This is a genomic window from Bacteroidota bacterium (assembly GCA_016720935.1).
Classification (GTDB): domain Bacteria; phylum Bacteroidota; class Bacteroidia; order AKYH767-A; family 2013-40CM-41-45; genus JADKJP01.
Map to the genome: position 1 here is coordinate 1,084,393 of JADKJP010000006.1, position 21,639 is coordinate 1,106,031.

General features: G+C 40.1%; 18 protein-coding genes. 1 reads left to right on the top strand and 17 read right to left on the bottom strand.

The annotated features are described in order from the left end of the window. Positions 1 to 19: 19 nt before the first annotated feature. Entirely contained in the window at positions 20 to 1,258 is a 1,239-nt protein-coding gene (locus IPP86_12655; protein MBL0139356.1) for a glycosyltransferase, read from the bottom strand. A gap of 134 nt (positions 1,259 to 1,392) precedes the next feature. Between IPP86_12655 and IPP86_12660 the strand changes: the two genes are divergently transcribed. Continuing rightward, on the top strand, positions 1,393 to 2,754 hold the full coding sequence (locus IPP86_12660) for a hypothetical protein (protein MBL0139357.1): 1,362 nt from the start codon (positions 1,393 to 1,395) through the stop codon (positions 2,752 to 2,754). A 49-nt stretch (positions 2,755 to 2,803) separates the two neighbouring features. Here IPP86_12660 and IPP86_12665 read toward each other — a convergent pair whose 3' ends face one another. From IPP86_12665 to IPP86_12740, 16 genes are all read right to left on the bottom strand, one after another. Continuing rightward, positions 2,804 to 4,024: a hypothetical protein gene (locus IPP86_12665; GenBank protein ID MBL0139358.1), complete on the bottom strand. Its 1,221-nt coding sequence runs from the start codon at positions 4,022 to 4,024 to the stop codon at positions 2,804 to 2,806. Further along, entirely contained in the window at positions 4,021 to 4,929 is a 909-nt protein-coding gene (locus IPP86_12670) for a glycosyltransferase family 2 protein (GenBank protein MBL0139359.1), read from the bottom strand. The genes IPP86_12665 and IPP86_12670 overlap by 4 nt, the downstream gene beginning before the upstream one ends. A 7-nt stretch (positions 4,930 to 4,936) precedes the next feature. Then, positions 4,937 to 5,932: a glycosyltransferase gene (locus IPP86_12675; GenBank protein ID MBL0139360.1), complete on the bottom strand. Its 996-nt coding sequence runs from the start codon at positions 5,930 to 5,932 to the stop codon at positions 4,937 to 4,939. A gap of 65 nt (positions 5,933 to 5,997) precedes the next feature. Then, positions 5,998 to 6,954 carry a hypothetical protein gene (locus IPP86_12680; GenBank protein ID MBL0139361.1) on the bottom strand — a complete coding sequence of 319 codons (957 nt, stop codon included), beginning with the start codon at positions 6,952 to 6,954 and terminating at the stop codon, positions 5,998 to 6,000. A gap of 30 nt (positions 6,955 to 6,984) precedes the next feature. Beyond that, positions 6,985 to 7,920: a nucleotide-diphospho-sugar transferase gene (locus IPP86_12685; protein MBL0139362.1), complete on the bottom strand. Its 936-nt coding sequence runs from the start codon at positions 7,918 to 7,920 to the stop codon at positions 6,985 to 6,987. Further along, the gene (locus IPP86_12690; protein MBL0139363.1) at positions 7,913 to 9,103 is read right to left on the bottom strand and encodes a glycosyltransferase family 4 protein; all 1,191 of its coding nucleotides are present in this window, start codon (positions 9,101 to 9,103) and stop codon (positions 7,913 to 7,915) included. The genes IPP86_12685 and IPP86_12690 overlap by 8 nt, the downstream gene beginning before the upstream one ends. Next, positions 9,096 to 10,031: an NAD(P)-dependent oxidoreductase gene (locus IPP86_12695; GenBank protein ID MBL0139364.1), complete on the bottom strand. Its 936-nt coding sequence runs from the start codon at positions 10,029 to 10,031 to the stop codon at positions 9,096 to 9,098. Before IPP86_12695 ends, IPP86_12690 begins: the two co-directional genes overlap by 8 nt. Positions 10,032 to 10,058: 27 nt before the next feature. Continuing rightward, complete coding sequence (locus IPP86_12700; protein MBL0139365.1) at positions 10,059 to 10,979, bottom strand: class I SAM-dependent methyltransferase; 921 nt, start codon at positions 10,977 to 10,979, stop codon at positions 10,059 to 10,061. Positions 10,980 to 10,990: 11 nt separating this feature from the next. Beyond that, positions 10,991 to 11,803, bottom strand: a complete 813-nt coding sequence (locus IPP86_12705; protein ID MBL0139366.1) for a class I SAM-dependent methyltransferase — start codon at positions 11,801 to 11,803, stop codon at positions 10,991 to 10,993. 104 nt (positions 11,804 to 11,907) lie between these two features. After that, positions 11,908 to 12,366, bottom strand: coding sequence for a hypothetical protein (locus tag IPP86_12710; GenBank protein ID MBL0139367.1), 459 nt, complete (start codon positions 12,364 to 12,366; stop codon positions 11,908 to 11,910). Between the two features lie 22 nt (positions 12,367 to 12,388). Continuing rightward, positions 12,389 to 12,928 (bottom strand): glycosyltransferase, encoded by a 540-nt coding sequence (locus IPP86_12715; GenBank protein MBL0139368.1) that lies wholly within the window; start codon positions 12,926 to 12,928, stop codon positions 12,389 to 12,391. A 7-nt stretch (positions 12,929 to 12,935) separates the two neighbouring features. Next, positions 12,936 to 14,099, bottom strand: coding sequence for a class I SAM-dependent methyltransferase (locus IPP86_12720; protein ID MBL0139369.1), 1,164 nt, complete (start codon positions 14,097 to 14,099; stop codon positions 12,936 to 12,938). 30 nt (positions 14,100 to 14,129) lie between these two features. Next, complete coding sequence (locus IPP86_12725) at positions 14,130 to 15,350, bottom strand: ABC transporter ATP-binding protein (protein MBL0139370.1); 1,221 nt, start codon at positions 15,348 to 15,350, stop codon at positions 14,130 to 14,132. Continuing rightward, positions 15,347 to 16,168: an ABC transporter permease gene (locus tag IPP86_12730; protein ID MBL0139371.1), complete on the bottom strand. Its 822-nt coding sequence runs from the start codon at positions 16,166 to 16,168 to the stop codon at positions 15,347 to 15,349. The genes IPP86_12725 and IPP86_12730 overlap by 4 nt, the downstream gene beginning before the upstream one ends. Before the next feature lie 97 nt (positions 16,169 to 16,265). Further along, positions 16,266 to 20,336, bottom strand: coding sequence for a PKD domain-containing protein (locus tag IPP86_12735; GenBank protein MBL0139372.1), 4,071 nt, complete (start codon positions 20,334 to 20,336; stop codon positions 16,266 to 16,268). 96 nt (positions 20,337 to 20,432) lie between these two features. Next, positions 20,433 to 21,611, bottom strand: a complete 1,179-nt coding sequence (locus IPP86_12740) for a sulfotransferase (protein ID MBL0139373.1) — start codon at positions 21,609 to 21,611, stop codon at positions 20,433 to 20,435. Between the last annotated feature and the right edge of the window lie 28 nt (positions 21,612 to 21,639).

Sequence of the window (21,639 nt, forward strand, 5' to 3'; positions counted from 1 at the left end):
AAAGATTCTTTCCAGAGGATTAACAGTTACGTGTTGATTTGAGAACTTTCTGGTGGATTTCATTGTACTTTTTAACTCCTTTTTCAAGTGAAAAATACTGTAAAGCAACTTCGCGAATATTGGCTTTCGGTGTTTTCAATAAAGACGGAATCTGGTCAATAAGAAAATCATAATCTTCATCAGTGAACGATTGTAATACTGCACCGGTTTTTGTAGACCCGATTATTTTGGTAGTATCTCCTACATCTGAATTGCAAAGAATGGGAATTCCCATGCTCAAAATCTCTCCCATTTTAGCAGGAGAAGATGCCATCTTCGAATAAACCGGTTTGATAAAGAAGATGGATAAGTTTGACAAAGATAAATATGTAGGAACCTGCTCATGATCTGCCTTTTGAATAATCAGCTTGTCAGCAGGAATGTTTTTTGCAGTCAATTTCTTGATAATGAGATCCTTTTGCTCGTGTGTGATAAATAAAAATTTAGCATTGGGATATCGGATCAAAAGTTGTTTGAAAAAATCCAACATTTCATCCAGCATATACCAGGTTCCCACTGCTCCCAGATAGGACAAGACCAGGTCATTTTCAGTGATCCCAAGTTCTTCAGCGGCTTTTGTACGTTGTTGCTGATCTATCTTGTCGGGGTGAAAATAATCTGTATCTACACAACAAGGGATTACTTCAATGGGCACAGGACGGTTAGGAATGCTGCGCCAGGTTTCGATTTCTTTTTTTGCTGAATCCGTCAGACAAATCGTGTAATCCGCACAGGCAAGAAAACGTGCTTCTTTTCTTTTGAAAAATCTGTAGATCCATCGATACACAAGTAAATTCTGATTCCAGATATCTCCATCAATACGTTCATCCGCATAAAAGCCCCGCATGTCAAAAATAAATTTCAATCCTGATTTCTTTTTGAGGTGTTCGCCTATCAGAGCGGGGACATAACTCCTGCAATGCACAATATCATATTTTGACTCCTTTAATAAACGTTTGCAGTAACGTCTCATTCGAAGAATGTCAAAGACCGTTGACAATACCGGCGGACTTTTGGTATAAGAAATATTTTTCCAGGTAATGCCTTCCTCTTTCAGCATCTTGGAAATTGATTCAATTAACTCCGGCCTCGTTTTTTTTTCGGAACTCATGATGGTGATTTCATGTCCCATCTTTCTCCAACCACGCAGGTAAGGTATTACCTGGGATTGTCCCAATGGATCTGAAAGACCGTCATACGTTAAATAAAGAATATTCATAAGGAACCTAAAAAATCCGGTGTTGTCAGTTTACGTCAGTTCATTCAAATTGTTGCCGGACATTCGTTTTTACGAGGCAAATTTATCATGCAATTAAGACAAAAATTTGTAACTTTGGATTACAAAATCTTTTTATGCTTGAAATATTATCGGTAGTAGATTTGATCATTGGGCCTATCTACCTGGTTATCTTTTTCTTTGTTGCCCACCGTATCCGGTCAAAACACATTGACACAAATCCCAGCTACAGGTATTATGTATCCGGGTTAATGGTAAAAATGCTGGGCGGTGCTGCTGTTTGCCTTGTCTATGTTTATTATTACGGTGGTGGGGATACAGTGAACTATCACATGGATTGCGTTTCTGTCAGTAAATTATTTGTGAAGAATCCCTGGCAGGCTATCCGCTTTACTTTCCTGCCTTTGGATGCCGAGACATTCTATTCCTTCGATAGCGAAACCGGCTGGCCCTTCTATTCCTATGATGCTAAATCTATGGCCGTAGATCAAATCAACTGGATTTTTGCATTCATTAGTTTCAATAGCTTTATCGGGCAGACGATGTTGCTTTCCTTTGTGTGTTATTTCTCTATCTGGAGATTGTATCAGATGTTTCTCATTGAATTCCCAAATTTGCAACGGGAATTTGCAATCGCGATTTTATTCATGCCATCTGTGGTTTTCTGGGGCTCCGGCTTACTAAAGGATTCCATGACATTCGCGGCTGTAGCCGCATTTACAGCCTCCTTTCACCATCTGTTGAAAATCAGAAAGCAAGTCCTGCGAAATGTTGTATACATCATCCTCAGTTCTTACGTCCTCATTCTGATTAAGCCTTACATCTTTTTCGCCGTATTACCGGGATCAATATTGTGGTTTGTTGGGTATCAGCTTTCAAAAGTGACGAACCCCCTGGTAAAGTCATCGGTCGCACCTTTGCTCATCGTATTGTCCGTACTTTCCGGATACCTCATGCTTCGGCTTATGGGTGAAACACTCGGTGAATATTCTGTTACAAAAGTTCTTGATAAAGCGTATGTTACCAACCAGGATTTGAAACAGGAATATTACCAGGGTTCATCTTTCGATATCGGAGACTTTGATCCTACCGTACAGGGGATTCTTGGAAAAGTTCCGGCTGCTATCAACGCGGCCCTGTTTCGACCGTACTTGTGGGAAGCCTATAACGCAGGTATGTTAATGTCCAGTCTGGAGAATTTCATCTTACTGATGATCACAATATACCTTGTTTTGAAAATGAGAGTTTACAATCTCTTCCTTCTCATGTTCAGGCATCACATTCTGTTCTTCAGTGTTTTCTTTAGTCTTTTCTTTTCGTTTTCAGTCGGACTCACCACTTCTAATTTTGGAAGTCTCGTTCGTTATAAAATTCCTGCAATCCCATTCTTTGTAGCAAGTTTGTTTATTATTCATCACACTTTCCAGGAATTACAAAGGGAAAAGAATGAGATAAAAGAAACAATTGCAGGCGCATAGAAATTTTCCCTTGCAATTCTCGAATTAGTACCTGCAGAAAAAATAACGACTAATAAATTTGCTCATAAATATTTTTTACCCTTGAAAAGTTTCGTTGTTCCTCAGCAATAGGGCGAATTTTTTGATACAATTGATCGAGGGTGTTTTCTTTCAGCAATTGATCCATTGTTTTTATCGCCTTGAGATAATCTTCGTCAGTGAGATTCTCGATCACAGCGCCAATTCCTTCTTCTTTGATGATCTTGCTGTCATCAGCAATATTCTTCGTGATGATGACTGGCAAGCCAAGCGCCCAGTATTCTGAATTTTTAATTGGGGCGGAATATTTCCGGGATGGGACAGGCTTGTACGGACTAATGGCAAAATCACCCAGACCCATGTAGTCAGGTACACGTGAATGGAATACAAATTTTCGAATAAAAATATGTTCAGGAACTCCGGCATTCTTCATCCATGCACTGAGGTTTTCCTGTTTTTCACTCGTCAGCAACACAACTCTGAATTGTTCTCCCCAAAAGTCATAGGCTACCTTGAAGAAATCAAAAACCTCCTGTTCAAGATAGAGCCCGCCAAATTTTCCTGCATAAACACAAACAATTTTATTTTCCAGATTGAGCTTTTTCAGGAGATACGGATTTTTCCGGTTCGCTTTCGAAAACAATTCCAGGTTTACGCAGGCCGGTTTTATGAGCTGGTGTCCGATGTGAAAATGATACCGTTGTTCAACATATTCATCCATGTCCTTCGTGCAACAAATCAAAGTACTGGCTCTTTTACCCTGTAATTTTTCAAACCAGCTCAGGATTCGGAATTGATTGGATGAACTACTCCAGGTACCTGTTTCCAGCATCACATCCGCGTGTGGCTCATAGCTGTCAACGATAAGTTTCTTTCTTGAAAATAATGAAACCAGATATCCAATAGAACCTGCCGGAGTACACCAGGGATGCACATGGCTGATATTTCGTGTAATCGCAAGAAGAAGGAGCCTGATGAAAAAAGGTATCCAGTAAAAAAAACCAAGGATGCCGAATTTGTGGTAATTGAAATCAATCCATCGAATTCCTTGTAATCTCAATCGTTCCTTTACCTGTGATTTTTCATTCGCGTTCAAGCGTTGCTGCTTTTGTTCCAGAGTGACGAGGTAAACCACATTTTTGGAGTCAAGCAGATTTCCAAAAATCTGAATGTAGGGCAGGGTGTACGCCTGAATAAGAGCGTCATTGTAACTCCAATAGGTAATTACCAGGATATTTTTGGTCTTACTCAAGAGACGTTTTTTTTAATTTTTTGTATTACCCGGTTTCCGACTACACACTTCATGAAAAGTACGGCATACTTTTTTTTGAATCCGGCTTGACGTACCGCTTTCCACAGATAATTCAACGCTTGCCGGTTTTGACCGTCAATATACGAATGTAAGGCCATAAAATAATCAATATGCGCTTTCAGAATCGCAACATCTTCACCCTGAAGATCAACATTCTTCAGTATCCACTCTTCAGCAAGCTTTGTGCGCCGGATAATAATTGTATTGTTTTCACGCATGGATCTGTCATCATGATCATTCATTTGTAATGTGATCTTGTCAATCAGATACAAACGATGATGCCTTAGATTTTGCAAATGAAACATCCAATCTTCTTTGATCGCGTATTTACGATCTTCTTCAAAGTAGTGGAGATCCTTATTGCCCATGCGTACACAAATATTACAGGCCAATGGATTTCCATTCAAAAAGAGATGGTAATCGTAAAATCCTTCTTTCAGACTGCACACATCAGGGAAAGAAATTTTATTTTCCCTGATGAATTGGAATTTTGAGGCTATGAAATCAGGTGTGCCTAGCTCTTTTATTTTGGTGTATAACACTTCCAGATGATCCGTAAACAAATAATCATCTGAATCCAGGAAAAGAGAATATTCACCTTTTGCCAGACGTAATCCATGATTTCGAGCGGCACCACGCTCCTGGTTTATTTGAGTAACAATAGTAATCAGAGGATGGCTGCCAAACTCGTTTCTTAAATTTTGCAATGTGTCGTCCGTACTTCCATCATCGACAATTATTATTTCGAAATCACTGAAGGTCTGTTGAAGGACGGAGTCAATCGTTAACCGGAGGTAATTCCAGCGATTGTATGTTGGGATGATAATGGAAAAAAATTTTGGCATCTGCGATTTACCGGATAAAGGTACGCACAAAATGAACAATAACAGGAGGGAAGAGATTCTTACGCATTTCCACTTTTCGGAGGTTATACTCTTTGTAAAATACCGGATCTGTCTCCTTCAGCAGGAGCAGAATTTTGTGAATCATTTTTCTGTCATACACTTCATAATAAATTACGAGCTGATTGAATAAGAAATGCGAGTTAATCCTTTTTAATTCCGTCTCATTAAATTCTTTCAGGTGTTTATAGCTCGTGTTGTCCTCATGGTAAAACCCCTGATCCTTAAGAAATGAAATATACTTTTCTGTTCCATGTACAGAACGAAGAAAACGGGAAAAGACCTTTATCCAGTCTCCTGCGAATCGTTTGAACTGACTGACAGTTTTGCTCGATGAATGCAAACGATAGCGGGAGAGTACTTTATTCACCGGCAGGATTGGATAGCAGAGGGCGATTCTAACCAGTAAATCGTAATCCATTCCAAAATGCAGACTTTCATCCAGCATTCCGGTTTCTTCAATTACTTTTCTTTTGAAAAATGATGATGGCTGTGGAAATGGAATGATCGCGTAATAACGCAAGGGCAAATCTTTAAAATCAGCTCCGGTAATTTGTTCCTTTCTTCGATTTCCAAAAAGTATCGAAGTGCCGTGGAGCAATGCAATTTCCGGATTTAGTCGGAACAATTCCGCGACTGTATACAGGGTGTCCGAAACATGCAAGTCATCACTGCACAACCAGCAGATGATTTCTCCTGTTGCATGTTGTAAACCCTTATTGATGGCGTGACTTTGTCCGTCATCCTTCTCACTTACCCAATAGCTTAAATGCTTTTCATACTTTTTGATAATTTCAACTGAACGATCTGTACTTCCGCCATCAATGATGATGTATTCAAGGTTAGGGTAATTTTGATTAAGAACAGATAAAATGGTTTCTTCCAGGAAATCCGCCTGGTTGTATGAAGGGGTGATGACGGAAATTTTAGGATGTTCTTTAACCATTTTGGTTTCTTTCTTCTTCTAAACATGTCAGAATCCTTACAAATGAAAATTCTGACCGGAATAGTTCAGATGCCGGATCTTTTTGCTGTTAATTTTGTTCGGATATCTTCGTTAAAGAATTCATACAAATCTTTCTTTTCAATGGTCACCTTGGTTTGAGGGGGTGAAGCGGATTCAATGAGCTGATACTCCTGATTGATGGATGATGCATTTCCGATCCTGCGGTTTGGAATAAAATAACCGTATTTATCAATGATCTGAGTTTTGTAAAGAACACTATTCAGTAAATCGGATTTGGAATGTTTGGACGGAGGGGAAATTAATGGGAAATCTCCATGAATATAATCTCCTGAAAGTATTGGATTTTTTATACTTTCTTTTTCTTTAGGTTGAATGATGTCATTTGCAATACCTTCAATTTCCTGAATTGATTTATAATCCAGAAAATAAGTTGGCTTAAATGTGCATTGAAGTGCGGCAAGGTTCATTACATACCAGTAAAATGCATTCTGATCCAAACGATCATAGATCCTGTCGATACACCAGTCGTATTGTTCCACAATCCCTGATTTCTTTACTTCACTGATAAATTTTTCCCAACTCATTCTGTATTCGAATCCGACAGAAAGAAAATCCCAATTGGTTTTTAATACGGAAATTAAAACCTGGTATAAATCACGTACAATTATAAAATTATAATCCGGTTGAAGAATCTGGTTAATGGCATTGATTCGTCCGTTTCCACGAATGAATTTGGTGACAATGGGTTTGTCAGGTTTTGTCAGTTTTTTTAAAAAACGAATATGTCCGGAAGACAATTTTTTAGGATCACTCACAATATGAGGAGAAGTAGAGTGGTGGTAAAATCCTTCGTAATTCAGTGTGTTCGTTTTTCGGTCAAGCCAGAAATACGGTTCATAATTGATCCACACGGAATTGTGTTTTTGGGCAAGCAGGTAACTCAGGTAAAGCTGTATCGCCTTTGTACCCGACCTTCCAACACCATAAATTGAAATATGCATAGCGTGTATTTAAATGAAAAGAGAATGGTTTCAGGATGATGATTTGAAAATGAGCTTAAGTTTATGGTTTATTTTCTGCATTAAATTTCCCCGGCCTTCCTTAACTTTTATCTCAACAGCCCGCTGATCCGCTTTCGTATTTACAACGAAACTGTCATCGGGTTGAATTTGTTTCAACTTGCCTTTTTTCATTTCAGCAAGACGAGTAATTTCATAATTTGTATTGGTTGCGTCATTTCCAAACCCAATATTACTAACCAGGTTTATTGTCGGTGTAATTACAAAACCCGAAAGATTCCATACTGTGTAGAACCATTGAATATCCCAGGTGTCGATGAGCCCATTTTTGGTTTTTTCAAGGAAGTCATAATAGTACTTTCTCCACTCTTTATTTGGAGTTAGTATTGTTAATTTATCTGCTTGAATGAACTGATCCAGTTTTTCCATTTCGAAATCATATTTTTCCCAAGCTCTTTTCCAGGTAGCCCATCCCCATGGATGACATAATCGTGAGAAATAATATGACCCTTTGAAATTGTATTTTTTACCTTTTAAATAATTTGAACCATTGATGTGCATTACACGTTCATCGTTTTTGTATTTCTCGAGAAGAGTTTCACAGAAACTAAAAAAACTCAGATCCGGCACACAGTCATCTTCCAGAATAATTCCCTGGTTATTATTTTTGAAAAACCAATCGATAGCATCAGGAACCGCGTATTTGGTAGATTTGTTTTTATCCCTGAATAAAGTAGAGACTTTGCATTCCCAATCCACAGTTTCTGTAACTTTACGGGTGGCTTCACACTTTTCACGATCTCCCGGAATGTGATCTCTTGGCCCATCCGCAGCGATGTATAGTATTGACGGACGTAATTGTCGTATTACATCAAATACTTTTCTTGTATGTTCAGGCCGGTTGTAAATAAGAAATAGTACCGGCGTATGAAATAGCGCGCTATTCATCTATTCTCCGGTTTGAATAATTTTCTTTTATAATATTTACAAAATTATTCGCATAGTTATTCATCCGCTGATGCAGACTGGATTTTGCTTTTTCTTCCAGTTCCAGATCCGGTCCGGGGGCTAATTCCTGCCAATGCTTTTTCAATAGTTCAGCCAGAGATTTTGCATCGTGCGGATCAAAAAAGTCCGACAAAGGTGGATTTTGCTCCATGTGCACTTCAATGTTGGAAAGGATTGCTCTCTTTCCAATTGATTTGCATTCCTCAACAGTAGTGCTCCATCCTTCAAAAAGTGATGGATTAATCAGTGCGATACATTGTCGGATAAGTAACAATACATCGTTGTGATCCACCAACCCGAGAATGAATAATTGATCCTTGAGTTCCCATTCTTCTATTTTCTTTTTCAATTCGTTACTGTATTCCGGATTTCTGTAATCTGTGGGATTACCTGTGCATACAATGATTGGAAAAATATTTTCCTTCTTTAAACGGTGCAATGCTTCAAAAACCAGCATATGGTTTTTGTGTTTCCAGAATTGATTCGGGAGATAAAAAAACTTTTCAGGGATCGAGTATTTACTCAGTAGCTGACCGGGATTTATATCCCAGATACCTTTTGGTACGTTAGAAACGAAATTGGATATCCTGCTTTTGTTTAAATATTGAGGAGCAAAATTTGCAAGGTCATTCTGCGCATTTTTACTGCTCACAATGATAATGTCGGCATGCTCGCAACCGTGCAGAAAGCGCTGGTTCCTTTCAATAATTTCTTCTTCACTAAAAAAATAACTCATATGAACATGCTGGAAATCCGGAATCCAATAGAGTTTAATCAAGTTGTTTCTGCTCAATAAATGCGCATTGTTATGTGTAAACAGAACATTCATTTGGGCAACTGTATACCGATTGAGCTTTCTCGTAAGTTCTTTATTATAACCTCTGACCACCAATGAGAATTTATTTCCAAAACTCTTTCTAAGTTGGTAAACAAATTGAAAAAACCGGCCGGTAAGTTTGCTTTTTTCATCATTTTCTATTTGCAGATCCAGATTTTTTACAAGATAGATACTGACATCCGGTCGCGTTCGTAATGCCTCAATCAGATTTGCCTGGTAAGTAAACCCACCGGTCCATGAACTGCTACCCAGTACCGGTATAATTATATTGATTCTGTTAAACATGTATCGCTTCCTGATATGCGTCGTTCAGTGCTTCTTTTAATGTTCGCTTTGGTGACCAACCGGTCATGGAAATAGTTTTCTTCAAACTGGCCTGCTGTCGGTGTCTGTCAACTTTTCGGATTCTGTCGGGATGTTGGAATGCGCTGAGTTTTTTACCGGAAATTTCAGCAATGAGCTCAAGGATATCCGAAACTGAATGTTCCAATTCGGTACCAACATTAAAGGCCTCGAAATCTCTTGCATAGTCTCGGCTGCCAATGGTTGCGAAAGCTTCCGCGACATCCTGAACATGAATATAACTCCTCAACGGCGTGAGATTTCCCAGAGCGATTTCCGTTTTGTTCTGAAGAACTTGCTGTAAAATATCCGGAACCAGGTGGGCATTGGTTTCGTGTGCACCCACTGTATTGAATAACCGGCAACAAACAGCTTTGAAAACTTTTCGCTCAGCATACAAACGAACCAGATCTTCACCGGCTCTTTTCGTAATGCTGTAAATATCGTGGGGAACAACAGGCGTTTCATCCTCGTGTAATTCATGGTCCACAATTTCGTAGACCGCGCCGCTGGAAGCAAAAACAAATTTTTTTACCCGAACACTTTGTGCGGCGAGAATCACGTTTTCAGTACCCTCAATATTGGTACGGAGTGCTAACTCAGGTTTTTGTTCGCAGGTTGGAATGTGATGAATCGCTGCCAGGTGGAAAACTGTTTCCGGCTTATGTTTCTCGAAAATCCCGGTTACAGTTTTTTGATCAAGAATATCCGCCTCATGGATAAAAAGGGCAGGGTTATTAGAATCTAAATAGGATTTTTTACCGTAGGAAAAATTGTCTAACACGACAACTGTATTACCCTGCGACAATAATAATTCGGTGAGATGGGAACCAATAAATCCGGCTCCTCCGGTAATCAGGATGGTAGGCATGATTGAATTGAATACGTGGTGTTTTGATTAGGTAAGCGCAGGCTTTATAGCGACAAAGCTATACATTCTTCCCGGAATCCTGCGCTCGTCTAAGGGTCCACCGAATTTCAGTTGAACAGCTTTTCGGTAAATATATTGGAAGAGGCCTAATTTACCTAATATCCCAAACTTCTGTTTGGCACGTGTATTCAAATTCTGGGTGAATTGACCTGGTAAGGAAGCCAAAGAATCCGTCGTCATTGGGGAGTAATTGATAATCGAATCAAAATACCGGATCACCCTGATCACTTTAAAACCGGCATGTTCCATGGCGGCGAGATACGTTGATTCACGATATGCGTTTTCTCCACCGTAATATTCCTGCAAAGGATGGGATTTCAGGAAGAGGAGCTTATCTTCTTCATTGTAAATTACATGATCCCGGATGGTAAAAAGAAAGCCCCCGGGTTTCAGAACTCTTGCAATTTCCTGGAGAAACTTTTCCAGGTTGTGTGCATGGTGCATAGCCTGTCGAACATGCACGATATCGAACGAATTATTTTCTGCAGGAATATCTTCAGCATACGACTGTAGGATTGATATTGTATTTATTCCGTAATGTTCGGCTAAGGTTTTGATCGCGGCACATCCAACAGTCGCGCTGGGATCTGGTTCCAGAGCTGTGAGCGTATACCCACTTTTCGCCAAAGCAATGGTGCTGACTCCATTTCCCGAACCGACATCCAGAATTGTTTTGGCTTCAGGGGCATAGGTAAATAGTAGTTCTAATGTGGCTTTGAATTCATCGGACGATTGAAATCGCTCTGCATTTAAAACCAAATCAGAGTCCAGGTAAGAATCATGCAGAACTTGTTGAAAAGCGGGCAGAGTTCTCAGATGAACGATGGTTTCTTCCCATGTCATCGGGTAAGTGGTATCTAAGGATTTCGGTTGCGGGCCTGATGACATTTCTACAGTTTTTAATTTTTCGAAAAAGCGATGCAACATAATGAACGGCAATGTGCAGCATCATCTGTTCCTTTACCCTTGCCGGTATGAGGATTGTATGATTCTGCTTCATTGGCTTCCTCGGAATTAGAAACAATCCATCCTTCGGGTTTGTATAAAAAATACCTTTCCTTCATTATTTTTCCCGCCGGTTCCAATACTGTTCTGATTCGTGAAACCATTTCTGAATCAAATTGTTGAAAGAATCCATGGTTCTCAAATTTACCATAGGGAAATGTAATGCACATCATTCCCCCGGATTTTAAAACCCTCAGTAATTCTGAAATTCCTTTTAAAAATGAGTAACTTTTTTCCTGTGTAGTATCCCTTCGCTCCAGATCATAACCATAGATGGAATTATCCATATCGATATGTTCAAGGGTACTCTGACAAATAATTGTGTCAAATAATTCATTTCTGAACGGCATATCCAGGAGGTCCCCGTAAACGTAAGAGATTCGTTTTGAGGAATAATTATTGATTTCCGGATAAAAGGTGAAAATGGTTAAATCTTTTTCTTGTAACAAAGCATTCGAAACAAGTATGGGGTAATTGAATGTTGAACCTGCATCCAGAATTTTCTTGCCGGAATTTTTTAGTTGCGCAAAAATCCATGGGTATTCAACAATTCTGTCATCAATCTTCTTACCATAGCCTGATGGAAGTCTGCCTGCGTCAATTTCCGAGAGGAATGACGGATCTTGTATGCTTGCATTGATTTGGTTCCACTTGAAATCATCATACCCTGTCGTCCATGCTTTTTTACCGGATAGCTGATACTGCATCAAGCGAATTGATTTCCGGAAAGATCGGTAGGTGGATTTGAGGAATGATAGCATTTGAAATTTTATTGTTAGGTGTTAAATCAAACCTTGCGTTGGAGTTGAAATTATACAAACCATTTGGTTGATTTCCCTCGCGGGTAGGAAAGCAAAAACAATGCATTGCGCTCGTTGATATTCCGGAAATACCATTTTCTGAAAAATGGCATTTTTATCAATGCAGATTTTAATTTCCATTTCCAGGGAATGTCTTCTTTGAAAACATCCTTCCATAAATTCACCAATACAGTATTATCCTTATCCTGAAAATAATAATAATCAAATGCATCGATCAGGTTAGCCCTGAAAACGCTAAGTTTAGTAGGGTAAGGTAAATCGATTTTAGGATCGTCAAGCATGTACCTGAACATGCGGGCCCTGCCGAGAGAGAATTTACATTGATCTACACTTCTTTGTTCTTCATGCATGATCGCGCAACTCCAGATTTTATCAACTCTCAGAATTGCATGCTCTTCAGCCGGAGTACAATTTGTGAGGCGGATCCAGAAATCTGTGTCTGCTACCATATCCACATTGGGATTTAGTCTGTCAACCTGCAAGGCCCGTTGTAATGAGAAAAATGTGGATCCCTGTGGAAAATGATTCTTCAAAGCAAATACATTCCTGCGATCCAGAAAACCATTTTCTTCTTTTTGAGCAGGAGGGGGGCATAATACTTCGAGAAGTTTGGTTGTCGATCGGAACATGGTATGCCGTTAAAAGATTCAATTGAGGGTTTTCGGAATACATTTTGGCAACCTGAGTGAACACTCCGGCCTCAGAATAATAGTCGTCTGAACTTTGAATTCCGCAAATTTCCCCACTTGCATGATCGAGTGCTTTGTTTACTCCATCCGCAAATCCTTTGTCTTTCTCCCTGTAAAACTGAATTCTTTTATCTTTCAACACATAAGCGGCGCAAATTTCAGCAGTCTGATCAGTGGAACATGCATCCTGAATGATGAGCTCCCAGTTGGAATAATCCTGTTTTAGTACACTCAGTATCGTATGTTCAATATATGCGCCTTGATTAAAGCTCGGAACGATAATGGATATTTTAGGATTGTTCATGACTCCTTGACCCTTCATTTCAAATTTATTTTTTCACGATAATCATAAATCCACTGAACTGTGAAAAGAACTTGAAGCAATCTTTTCGCTGATCAAAGAAATGATGATAGGCGAGACGGTTGCCAAGCAATGCAGGATGGCCGTAATCTTCCAGTATCATCACTCCGCCCGAAGAAAGTGTTTTTTCGAATAATTCTTCCATGAGAAATGTGGACGCCCGGTAAGAGTCACAATCAACATAGATGAATGAGAGCATTTCTGGTCGTACAGAATTCAGCGTTTGCGTGAAATCGCCTTTTACCAATTGGACATTCGGACGGTCTGTAAATTTTGATTTCACTTCTTCGAAATTCACTTCATGCGTATCACTCCAGAAAGCATCGACACCAATCGTTTCCACCGGAAATTTTTCAAAGGTGTCGTACATATATAATTTCTTCTTGTTGCCGTATGCCTCCAGCAAGAGTGAAATCAGAAAGCCGCTATGTCCTTTGTAAGAGCCAAATTCAGCAACATCACCGGAGATTTCGTGCAGGTTAATGTAACGAATGATCTGGCACAAATCCATGAAATCACGGATGTCACATTTTTTTTCAAAACGTGTTAAGGAATGTTGATACAATGCAAAATAATCCGTTGTGTCATTGAGTAGCGGAGAAACAAAATCAAAACTGTGCTGATGGTCTTGTTTTCTGGCGAATTCAAAATCTTCCCAGGTATCTCCAAGATAGTCGAATGGAATATCTTTGAGAACTGTCGAAGAAAACAGTGCGTCACTGATTTTGTAATTGATTTTATTCCGGAAATAAAAGGAAAATAAACCCATCAGTTTTCCGGAATCCTTTTCATGATTTTTTAGTGTAGACAATTCAGCGAATGGAACAAGAATTACCTGTATTCCATTTGCCTTCAGTTTTGTCAACAATACGCTGAGTTCAGTATTCCCGGGTGATCCGAACACCAGTATTGTGTTTTTATCTTTAAAATGATTTTTCCAGGCCAGCGATTGAGCGAAAAAGAACTGCGCGGCTTCCGCTTCATTCCTGATGTAAAAACGGCTGTAAATTTTGGAGCCAAGTTTTTTTCCTTGTTCCTTAACAATCCACTTGTCGAGATAATTGTCGAGCTTTTGTTTGATCGCCAGCGCCAGATTTCCTTCGCGGTAATATTTATTGATTTTTCCAAACATGTATCAAGAGATCAGGAAAGAATGTATGTATCAATGATTGTGAAATTGCCAGTTGGTAGTATGCCAGAGTAAACCTTCGTCACCATCTTTTTCTTTACGGATATAATTCAGATCGAGTGTGATTTCATTTTCCGAATATACCAGTGTATCATGATTTTTATCCTTGATGCCGAAAACGACATCGTAGACTCCCGGAGAAAGTGAAGGTAAATCTATTCTTGTATCTACAGTAAATTTGCCTATGGCGGTGTCCGGAAGTTTAAAGTTCAGATCATCGTTGGAATGAGAAGTAAATAATCTGGATCCGTCTTTGGTGACCAGTGCAAAGCCGATAACCATCTCCTGAACCGGAGAATTTATTTCAAGCTCAAAGCGTAAAGTAGGATTATCGCCATAAGAATAGGTATTCACTTTCTGCTGCTGATTATCAATCCAAAATGGCATTTTGAGTTTAACTCTTCCGTCTTTCGATTGAATATATTCTCTGACATTCTCAGAATGTGTTTGCGTTGTGGCAAGATAGTGCTCCACAATTTGCGCGGAAGGACCGATCATTTCAACCTGGCCTTGTTTGAAGAGAATGGCTTTGCTGCACAAACTTTTTATCGCGCCCATATTGTGACTGACAAAAAGTATGGTTCTCCCGCTGTTCGCGACTTCGTCCATTTTTCCCATGCATTTCTTTTGAAATTCTGCATCGCCAACTGCAAGTACTTCGTCAATAATCAAAATCTCCGGTTCAAGAAAAGCTGCGACCGCGAATGCAAGTCTAAGCTGCATTCCGCTGGAGTAATGTTTGAGAGGTGTGTCCAGAAATTTTTCTACTCCGGAAAAATCAACAATGGCATCGAATTTCTGCTGGATTTCTTTCCTTTTCATCCCGAGAATGGAACCATTCAGGAAGATGTTCTCACGACCTGTCAATTCAGGATGAAACCCGGTTCCAACTTCAAGAAGACTTGCGATTCTGCCACGTGTAATGATTCTTCCGGTGCTCGGCGGAGTGATCCTGGACAGAATTTTCAGTAAGGTGGATTTTCCTGCTCCGTTTTTGCCAATGATTCCGACAGACTCTCCCGGAAGAATGCTGAAAGAAACGTCTTTTAATGCCCAGAATTCTTCTGATGTCATCGTGCTCTTAAACCGCAACAAATTCATAAGACGACCCTGAAAAGTCAGGTAAGGCGACATTTCATGCGCGATCCTGAATTTCTTCGAGACGTTTTGGATTTCGAGGATCGGTTTCATCATGCGAGGTCAGCAAAATAATGTTCAGTCTTCCGGAAGTAAGCCATGCCGATAACAGAAAACAAGAGGGAAACGCAAAAGCTTTTACCTGCCAGAACATAATCAATTCCGGCGCCTGAAAACGCGGCCCGGAATGTGTCAATCGCGCCTGCCATGGGATTCAGGATTTGCACTGTTTCTCTCATCCAGCCTTCCGGAATAATACTCACCGGATAAATTACAGGCGTGAGAAAAAGAAGAAACTGAACCAGGAAGGGAATGACATATCTGAAATCCCTGTATTTTACATTCAATGCGGAAAGAAAACTTCCCAGGCCAAATGTGGTCATTAAAGTGATCAGCAAACTTAAAGGCAATCCAATGATCAGTGTTGAAAAATGTATCGGAGCATGATAATAAATCAACATTCCAATCAGGATAATAAATGTCATCATGTAATCTACCAGTGAGGCAAGAATGGCAGATACCGGAATTATAAGTCTTGGAAAATAGATCTTCTTGATAATATTGGCATTGTTCACCATGCTGTTACCGGCATTGCTGATACCGCCTGCAAATACGTTCCAGAGCATTAATCCTGTAAAGACAAAAATCGGGTAGGGGATATTTTCAGAAGGAACCTTGAGCGCGTGATTAAAAAAAAATGTGAATACAAGCATCAACAGAAATGGCTGTAGAATCGCCCACAGAGCACCCAGGACAGTTTGCTTGTATTTTATTTTAATATCCCTCCAGGTGAAGAAGAAAAAGAGTTCGCGAAAATCCCATAACTCCTTTATGTCCAGGCCTAAACGTTGTGCGGGTTTAATTTCGTATTCCATAAAAAGGACAATGACCAAATGTAACGGAATGGCCCGAATTGTCAAAGTAATGGACAAAAATAAACCCCGGAGATCCGGGGTTTAAAATGCGTTGGAATTAGTTTTTCGGTGTCTGTTTGACGATCCTCCTGACCTGAATTTCATCACGGAACCGGATTCGAATGGAATAGACTCCGTCTGAAAGTCCGGAGAGCTCTGATTGAATTTCCAGCAAACCCTTATTAGCGATACCACTGTATAAAATCTGAATGCTTTTTCCGGTATGATCAAACAACTCAATGTTAACCTCATCTTCAAACGGTAAAATCAGTCTCACGGATAACTCACCGGTAAATGGATTTGGATAAGGATTTACAAAAGCAAGATTCGCGGTACGGTTGAAACAACGCTCATTGTTCGAAGGAACATTGTCTGATTCTCCATTTGGATCTGTCGCTTTCACACAGTAATAATCAAAATCAGAATTTGCGGAAATCAGGAAGGCGGCTTTAAACAGATAGCTCTGAATTCCTGCCGGTCCGTTTGGAATTAAATTCTCGTATTTCTCTTTTATGGTAGTGCCGTCTTCAAGACGTGCTTCCATATTTACCTTCGTAATTTCCCGTGTTCCAAGATTTGCGATCCGGGCTACCACATAAAAATAATCTCCGTCAACATAAGATGAATCGCCGGTTATAGCAATATCAAGAACAGGCTTGATTACATAAATACTTTTTTCAACAGAATCAACACAACCATAAGCACTCGTAACATACTGATGGATGACAAAAATTCCGGTATCCTGATACAAATGATTTGGTTGATGCAAGGTGCTCGTTGCAGTGCCATCGCCAAAATTCCAAAGATAGGTTGATCCGTCTGTAGAGAAATCTGTGAATTGAACATCCAGGGGAGGATTTCCAAATTGTGGATCAAAACTGAAATTCGCGCTAGGCAAAGGATAGACATGAACATTTTGTGTAATGCTTTTTGCACAACCAATGTCGGATGCAATACTTAAGGTTACCGCATAAGTTCCGGTATCAGTGAATGTGTAACTGGGATTCTGAATGGTATCAAGAGAAGTGAGGCCGGCGATGCTCCAGTCCCAATGCACAATACTACCATTGCTGATACTGCTGCTGTCAAGGAATTGATAGGTATTGTTGACACAAATAGGCTGTATTCTGAAATCAGCGACCGGAATAGGACTAACTGTAACTTGTTTATTTGAACTCGTTGCGCATCCGGAAAAAGAGTACACTGTAAGCGTTACAGTATAGGTTCCGGGGAATGCGTAAAAATGGGCCGGCTCCTGCAATTGGTTTACCTGGTTGTCCCCGAAATTCCATAAGTACGCGCTGTCAAGAGAGGAACCCGGATTGAAAAACTCCATCAGGTTTCCATCACAGGTTGGTGAGTAAGTGAATTGTGACGGTGCTGATGGAAAAATCTGAACAGTATCACTGATCGTATCCGAACAACCAAAATTCGTTGTAGAAATCAGAAATACATTGTATGTATTCAAATTGTTGTATGTATGACTTGGATTGATCGCTGAACTGATATTGTTTGGATCACCAAAATCACCAAAATTCCATGTGAAAGAAGCGAGCGACGAAAGAGAATCAGCTGTACTTTGATTAGTGAACTGAACGGCCTGACCGGAACACGGATTGGAAAACGTAAATGCCGCTGTAGGTAAATCGTGTACAGGAACATCCATCGTATCACTGCTGACACATCCGAAATTAGAAATCACTGTCAGCACAACTGGATATGTACCTGCTGCATTATAGGTATAAAATGCTGTATTCGGCGCGCCTGAAAAATCTCCGGTTCCAAAATCCCAACTTGTGCTATCAATGCTGCTTCCTGTCGGTACTATACTGATATTGTCGAATTGAGTGGTCCCGCCAAAGCAAACATCTGTATGCGTAAAGGAAGCTACCGGACTTTCAACCACATCAATTGTTTGTTGAAACATCGCACTCGGACAACTGGAAGGGGAGTAAACAATCAACCTGACAATATTCGGTCCGGAAGTAGTGAATGTGTGTACAGGATTTGGAACAGTATCATACGTATTGTCACCAAAGTCCCAATACCATCCGGAAAGTGTATCACCGGAAACACTGGATAAATCCTGAAACTGAACCTGGTTGTTCTGACAAGCATTTGTGGATGCAATAGAAAAATCAGCTACAGGAATATTGTTGATCTTGATGTCTTTTTGAATTGTGTCAATACAACCATTGGCTGCGGTCACAATCAGGTTTACAAAGTAATTGGCGACAACAGCAGGATAACTGTGCTGCGGATTTGCCTGGGTGTCGCTATTGCCATCACCAAAATCCCATGCATAACTCTGAATCGGACTTTGTGAATTTGTCGCGTCTATGAATTGAACAGTCTGACCAATACAGGTGTTTGATTCTGAAAATGAAGCTTCAGGCTGGTAATTTATATTTAAAGAATTGCTCCAGGTATCTGTACAACCGCTGTCAGAAGTAACTGTCAACGACACAGTGAAATTTCCTCCAGCAGGATAGACATAAGAAGGGTTCTGAACATTGGAAGAATCACCATTCCCAAACATCCAGGTCCAGGCGGCAAGAGTTCCGGATGCGATGGTAGATTGATCCGTAAAAGGTATCAGAGTACCGGCGCATGCTGTTCCTGAACTAAATGAGACCACAGGTTTCGGTCCGATGTAAATATCTCTTCTCAAAGTATCGGTACAACCGGAACTTGCTGCGGTAATTAGTGTGACAGTGTAAGATCCGGTTGCTGTGTACTGATTAACAGGATGCTGAAGGGTAGATGTATTCAGGTCACCGAAGTCCCAGTCCCAGGATGTAATGGCTCCCTGTGAAAGTGTTGTCGTATCGGTGAACTGTGTAGCGTCCCCAAAACAAAGTGAACTTGCAATAAATCCCGACTGTGGAGCGAAGTTTATTGTAATAGAATCACTGTAGTATTTTACATTGCCATTGGCATCTGTCGCCTTCAGAGAAATATATTTCAGGCCACCGGAAGTCCAGGAACAAGACGCATCTATTGCGGTACTGGTAGCAGGATTGGCGCCACAATCATTGTTTAGCTGAATAATTCCACAACTGCTTCCTCCGTAATTACTTGTTAAAAGATAAAATGAAGACGCATCTTTTACCATAGCCAGGAACAATCCGGATGCTCCAAAACCAGGAAGTGTAAGCGAAGAACAAGATGGATTCGGATTGGTGATAGTGGTTCCCAATTTCATGTATAAAATTCCGCCACCTGAATTCTGAACAAATGCTCCCCAGTTCAAACCATCAAATCCTACTTTTACATTCTGAGGAAATGATACATTGTTTGGAGTAGGAGTAAGTGTAACAATGGATGGTGTATTGCTCAAAGATGTTCCAAAGTCAAGACGGAAGATCGCTGATGAACCGTAACTGCTTGCAAATCCATACCATTGATCACAATCTTTAATAATATCTACGTCCAGCAATGAAGCGGCACCGGGAACAGAAATGGTGGACGTTGTCGGTGTATTCGTAACCGATGAACCGAAATTAAACACTTCAATTGTCGCAGCTGTGTTGGCTACAAATAAATAGAGACTGCCATTGTCCTGAACAGCTTTCAGGAAAAACGCGTTCCCTCCCAATTGTGCAAAGACAGTACTTGTAACAGTAGGCGTATTGGCGAGACTGTTTCCAAAATTATAGACAAGCAATTTTGCATTCCCTTGACAAGCCAGCAATCCATACCAGTTTCCTGATTCATGAATCAATTCCATATTGGAACGTCCACCACCAGCTGAAAGCTCACCACCAATATTTCCAAGATTGGTCAAAGTTGGGGAGTTCATCAGAGAAGCTCCAAAATCCAATCGGGCTATAGTCGCGTCACCATCATTGTTTACAAATGCATACCAATTTGTTCCGTCAAACACAGGGGAAATTCCCAATGGATTTAGGAATGTATTGGAAAAATTTGTGGCCAACGGAACCGCGTCAAAATCTCCTCCACAAAAATCCCATTCATAGCTGTTCGCGTTTGTCGAAGTGTTTGTGAATGACACAGACTGATTGGCGCAGCCCGCACTTCCAATGGTAAATCCCGGAACCGGGCATTGGCTGAAAAGCCGGGCAGCTGAAAAAATGAGTAGCGCGGCAAGTGTAAGTTTTCTATTCATGTCTAATACTCTGATTTTGACAGAGTTTATATCTTACGAACAGAATACTCAAAAGTTCAGACCCATTGTATTTTTAAGAAGTTGAATAAGAGTAATTTACGATAAGAATTGGAGCTTTTCAGTACCCTGAATTCCGGATTTAAGAAAAATGAAATGAAATAGCTTAGCATTTGCAAAAATGGCTGACTTCAGTACCAACAGAAATGATTTAATTTTTCCAAAACCTTTCAATGACATGTACGTATAGTACTCCTTTTCAAAAATTCGTTTCCAGTCATCGTAAAACCAAAATGGAAAGAGTAACCAGGAGAAGATCTTTCTCAAAAATTTTCCCTTGAATAAAAATGGGTAGTCAAGGATTCTGAGTTCTTTGCTCAGCACAATTTCAAAAACTGATTTTTGTAACTCTGTAAGTGAACTTTGCCATTTCTTCGGGTCTGCTGAATTCCGAATTCCGCTACCTTTAGGAGAAAAATTATCTCCATGCCAGGTTTTACCGAGGAAAGTTGTCTGCAACATGGATTCTGTATAATGAATACCAAGAATTCGGCATAAATTTTCAAGCATTACAACTCTGTTTTTCTGGAGATCTTCCAGGCGGATCAGGAGAAAATTATCCGGAAATTGGATAGCTGTTCGGATGAGTTTGGAATACCAGTAATAACACAAATCAGCATACAAACCTTGTATATACCGATGACCTTCATCTGCATGTAGTTGCTGCTCTATTCTTTTTTGTTCCCAGTTGTGTAAAGCGATGTAGTTCGATCGCGGATCCCGCAACATGCAAAGAAATTTTGCCTCCGGCCAATCACTGGTTACTGCCGCCGCAAGGGCTGTATTTGGATTCGAGGTGTGCTCGTGGTTGTAAACGACTTTGATTGACGCTGTATCAAAACCAAAGTATTCTGCTATACAATACTGTAAAGAAATAAAAAGAAGTTTTCTATTCGTGAAATCGTCATTCAGTAGTATGGCAACATTCGCTGCAATCTCTTTGCAATCGATTTTAATTTCTTCATTGTTTTCTTTCCCTAAATACCTGTTGATGTTGTAAGGCATCATCGATTCAACCCAGAATTCCATCTTCTTCGCGATACATTCCGGTTCATTTCCCGGATTGTTTTGAATGGCAGGCCAGAGGTCCGTATAAAAATTCAGAATTCCCGGATAAGCAAGCACCTGTGGATGGGTGTCGAGCAAACTATGCAATAATAGCGATCCGCCTCTTCCAACGACCATCTGAAAAACAACTTTCAATTCGTTGTTTTCCATTTTGCTTTTGAACTTTTGAAAACCTGAT

What these genes read in the sequence shown, in the direction of transcription:
- IPP86_12710 (MBL0139367.1), bottom strand. Translation starts at nt 12,366, where the DNA reads ATGGTAGCAGACACAGATTTCTGGATCCGCCTCACAAATTGTACTCCG.
- IPP86_12660 (MBL0139357.1), top strand. Translation starts at nt 1,393, where the DNA reads ATGCTTGAAATATTATCGGTAGTAGATTTGATCATTGGGCCTATCTAC.
- IPP86_12715 (MBL0139368.1), bottom strand. Translation starts at nt 12,928, where the DNA reads ATGAAGGGTCAAGGAGTCATGAACAATCCTAAAATATCCATTATCGTT.
- IPP86_12680 (MBL0139361.1), bottom strand. Translation starts at nt 6,954, where the DNA reads ATGCATATTTCAATTTATGGTGTTGGAAGGTCGGGTACAAAGGCGATA.
- IPP86_12730 (MBL0139371.1), bottom strand. Translation starts at nt 16,168, where the DNA reads ATGGAATACGAAATTAAACCCGCACAACGTTTAGGCCTGGACATAAAG.
- IPP86_12700 (MBL0139365.1), bottom strand. Translation starts at nt 10,979, where the DNA reads ATGTCATCAGGCCCGCAACCGAAATCCTTAGATACCACTTACCCGATG.
- IPP86_12705 (MBL0139366.1), bottom strand. Translation starts at nt 11,803, where the DNA reads ATGCAGTATCAGCTATCCGGTAAAAAAGCATGGACGACAGGGTATGAT.
- IPP86_12690 (MBL0139363.1), bottom strand. Translation starts at nt 9,103, where the DNA reads ATGTTTAACAGAATCAATATAATTATACCGGTACTGGGTAGCAGTTCA.
- IPP86_12695 (MBL0139364.1), bottom strand. Translation starts at nt 10,031, where the DNA reads ATGCCTACCATCCTGATTACCGGAGGAGCCGGATTTATTGGTTCCCAT.
- IPP86_12735 (MBL0139372.1), bottom strand. Translation starts at nt 20,336, where the DNA reads ATGAATAGAAAACTTACACTTGCCGCGCTACTCATTTTTTCAGCTGCC.
- IPP86_12725 (MBL0139370.1), bottom strand. Translation starts at nt 15,350, where the DNA reads ATGATGAAACCGATCCTCGAAATCCAAAACGTCTCGAAGAAATTCAGG.
- IPP86_12720 (MBL0139369.1), bottom strand. Translation starts at nt 14,099, where the DNA reads ATGTTTGGAAAAATCAATAAATATTACCGCGAAGGAAATCTGGCGCTG.
- IPP86_12740 (MBL0139373.1), bottom strand. Translation starts at nt 21,611, where the DNA reads ATGGAAAACAACGAATTGAAAGTTGTTTTTCAGATGGTCGTTGGAAGA.
- IPP86_12675 (MBL0139360.1), bottom strand. Translation starts at nt 5,932, where the DNA reads ATGGTTAAAGAACATCCTAAAATTTCCGTCATCACCCCTTCATACAAC.
- IPP86_12670 (MBL0139359.1), bottom strand. Translation starts at nt 4,929, where the DNA reads ATGCCAAAATTTTTTTCCATTATCATCCCAACATACAATCGCTGGAAT.
- IPP86_12655 (MBL0139356.1), bottom strand. Translation starts at nt 1,258, where the DNA reads ATGAATATTCTTTATTTAACGTATGACGGTCTTTCAGATCCATTGGGA.
- IPP86_12685 (MBL0139362.1), bottom strand. Translation starts at nt 7,920, where the DNA reads ATGAATAGCGCGCTATTTCATACGCCGGTACTATTTCTTATTTACAAC.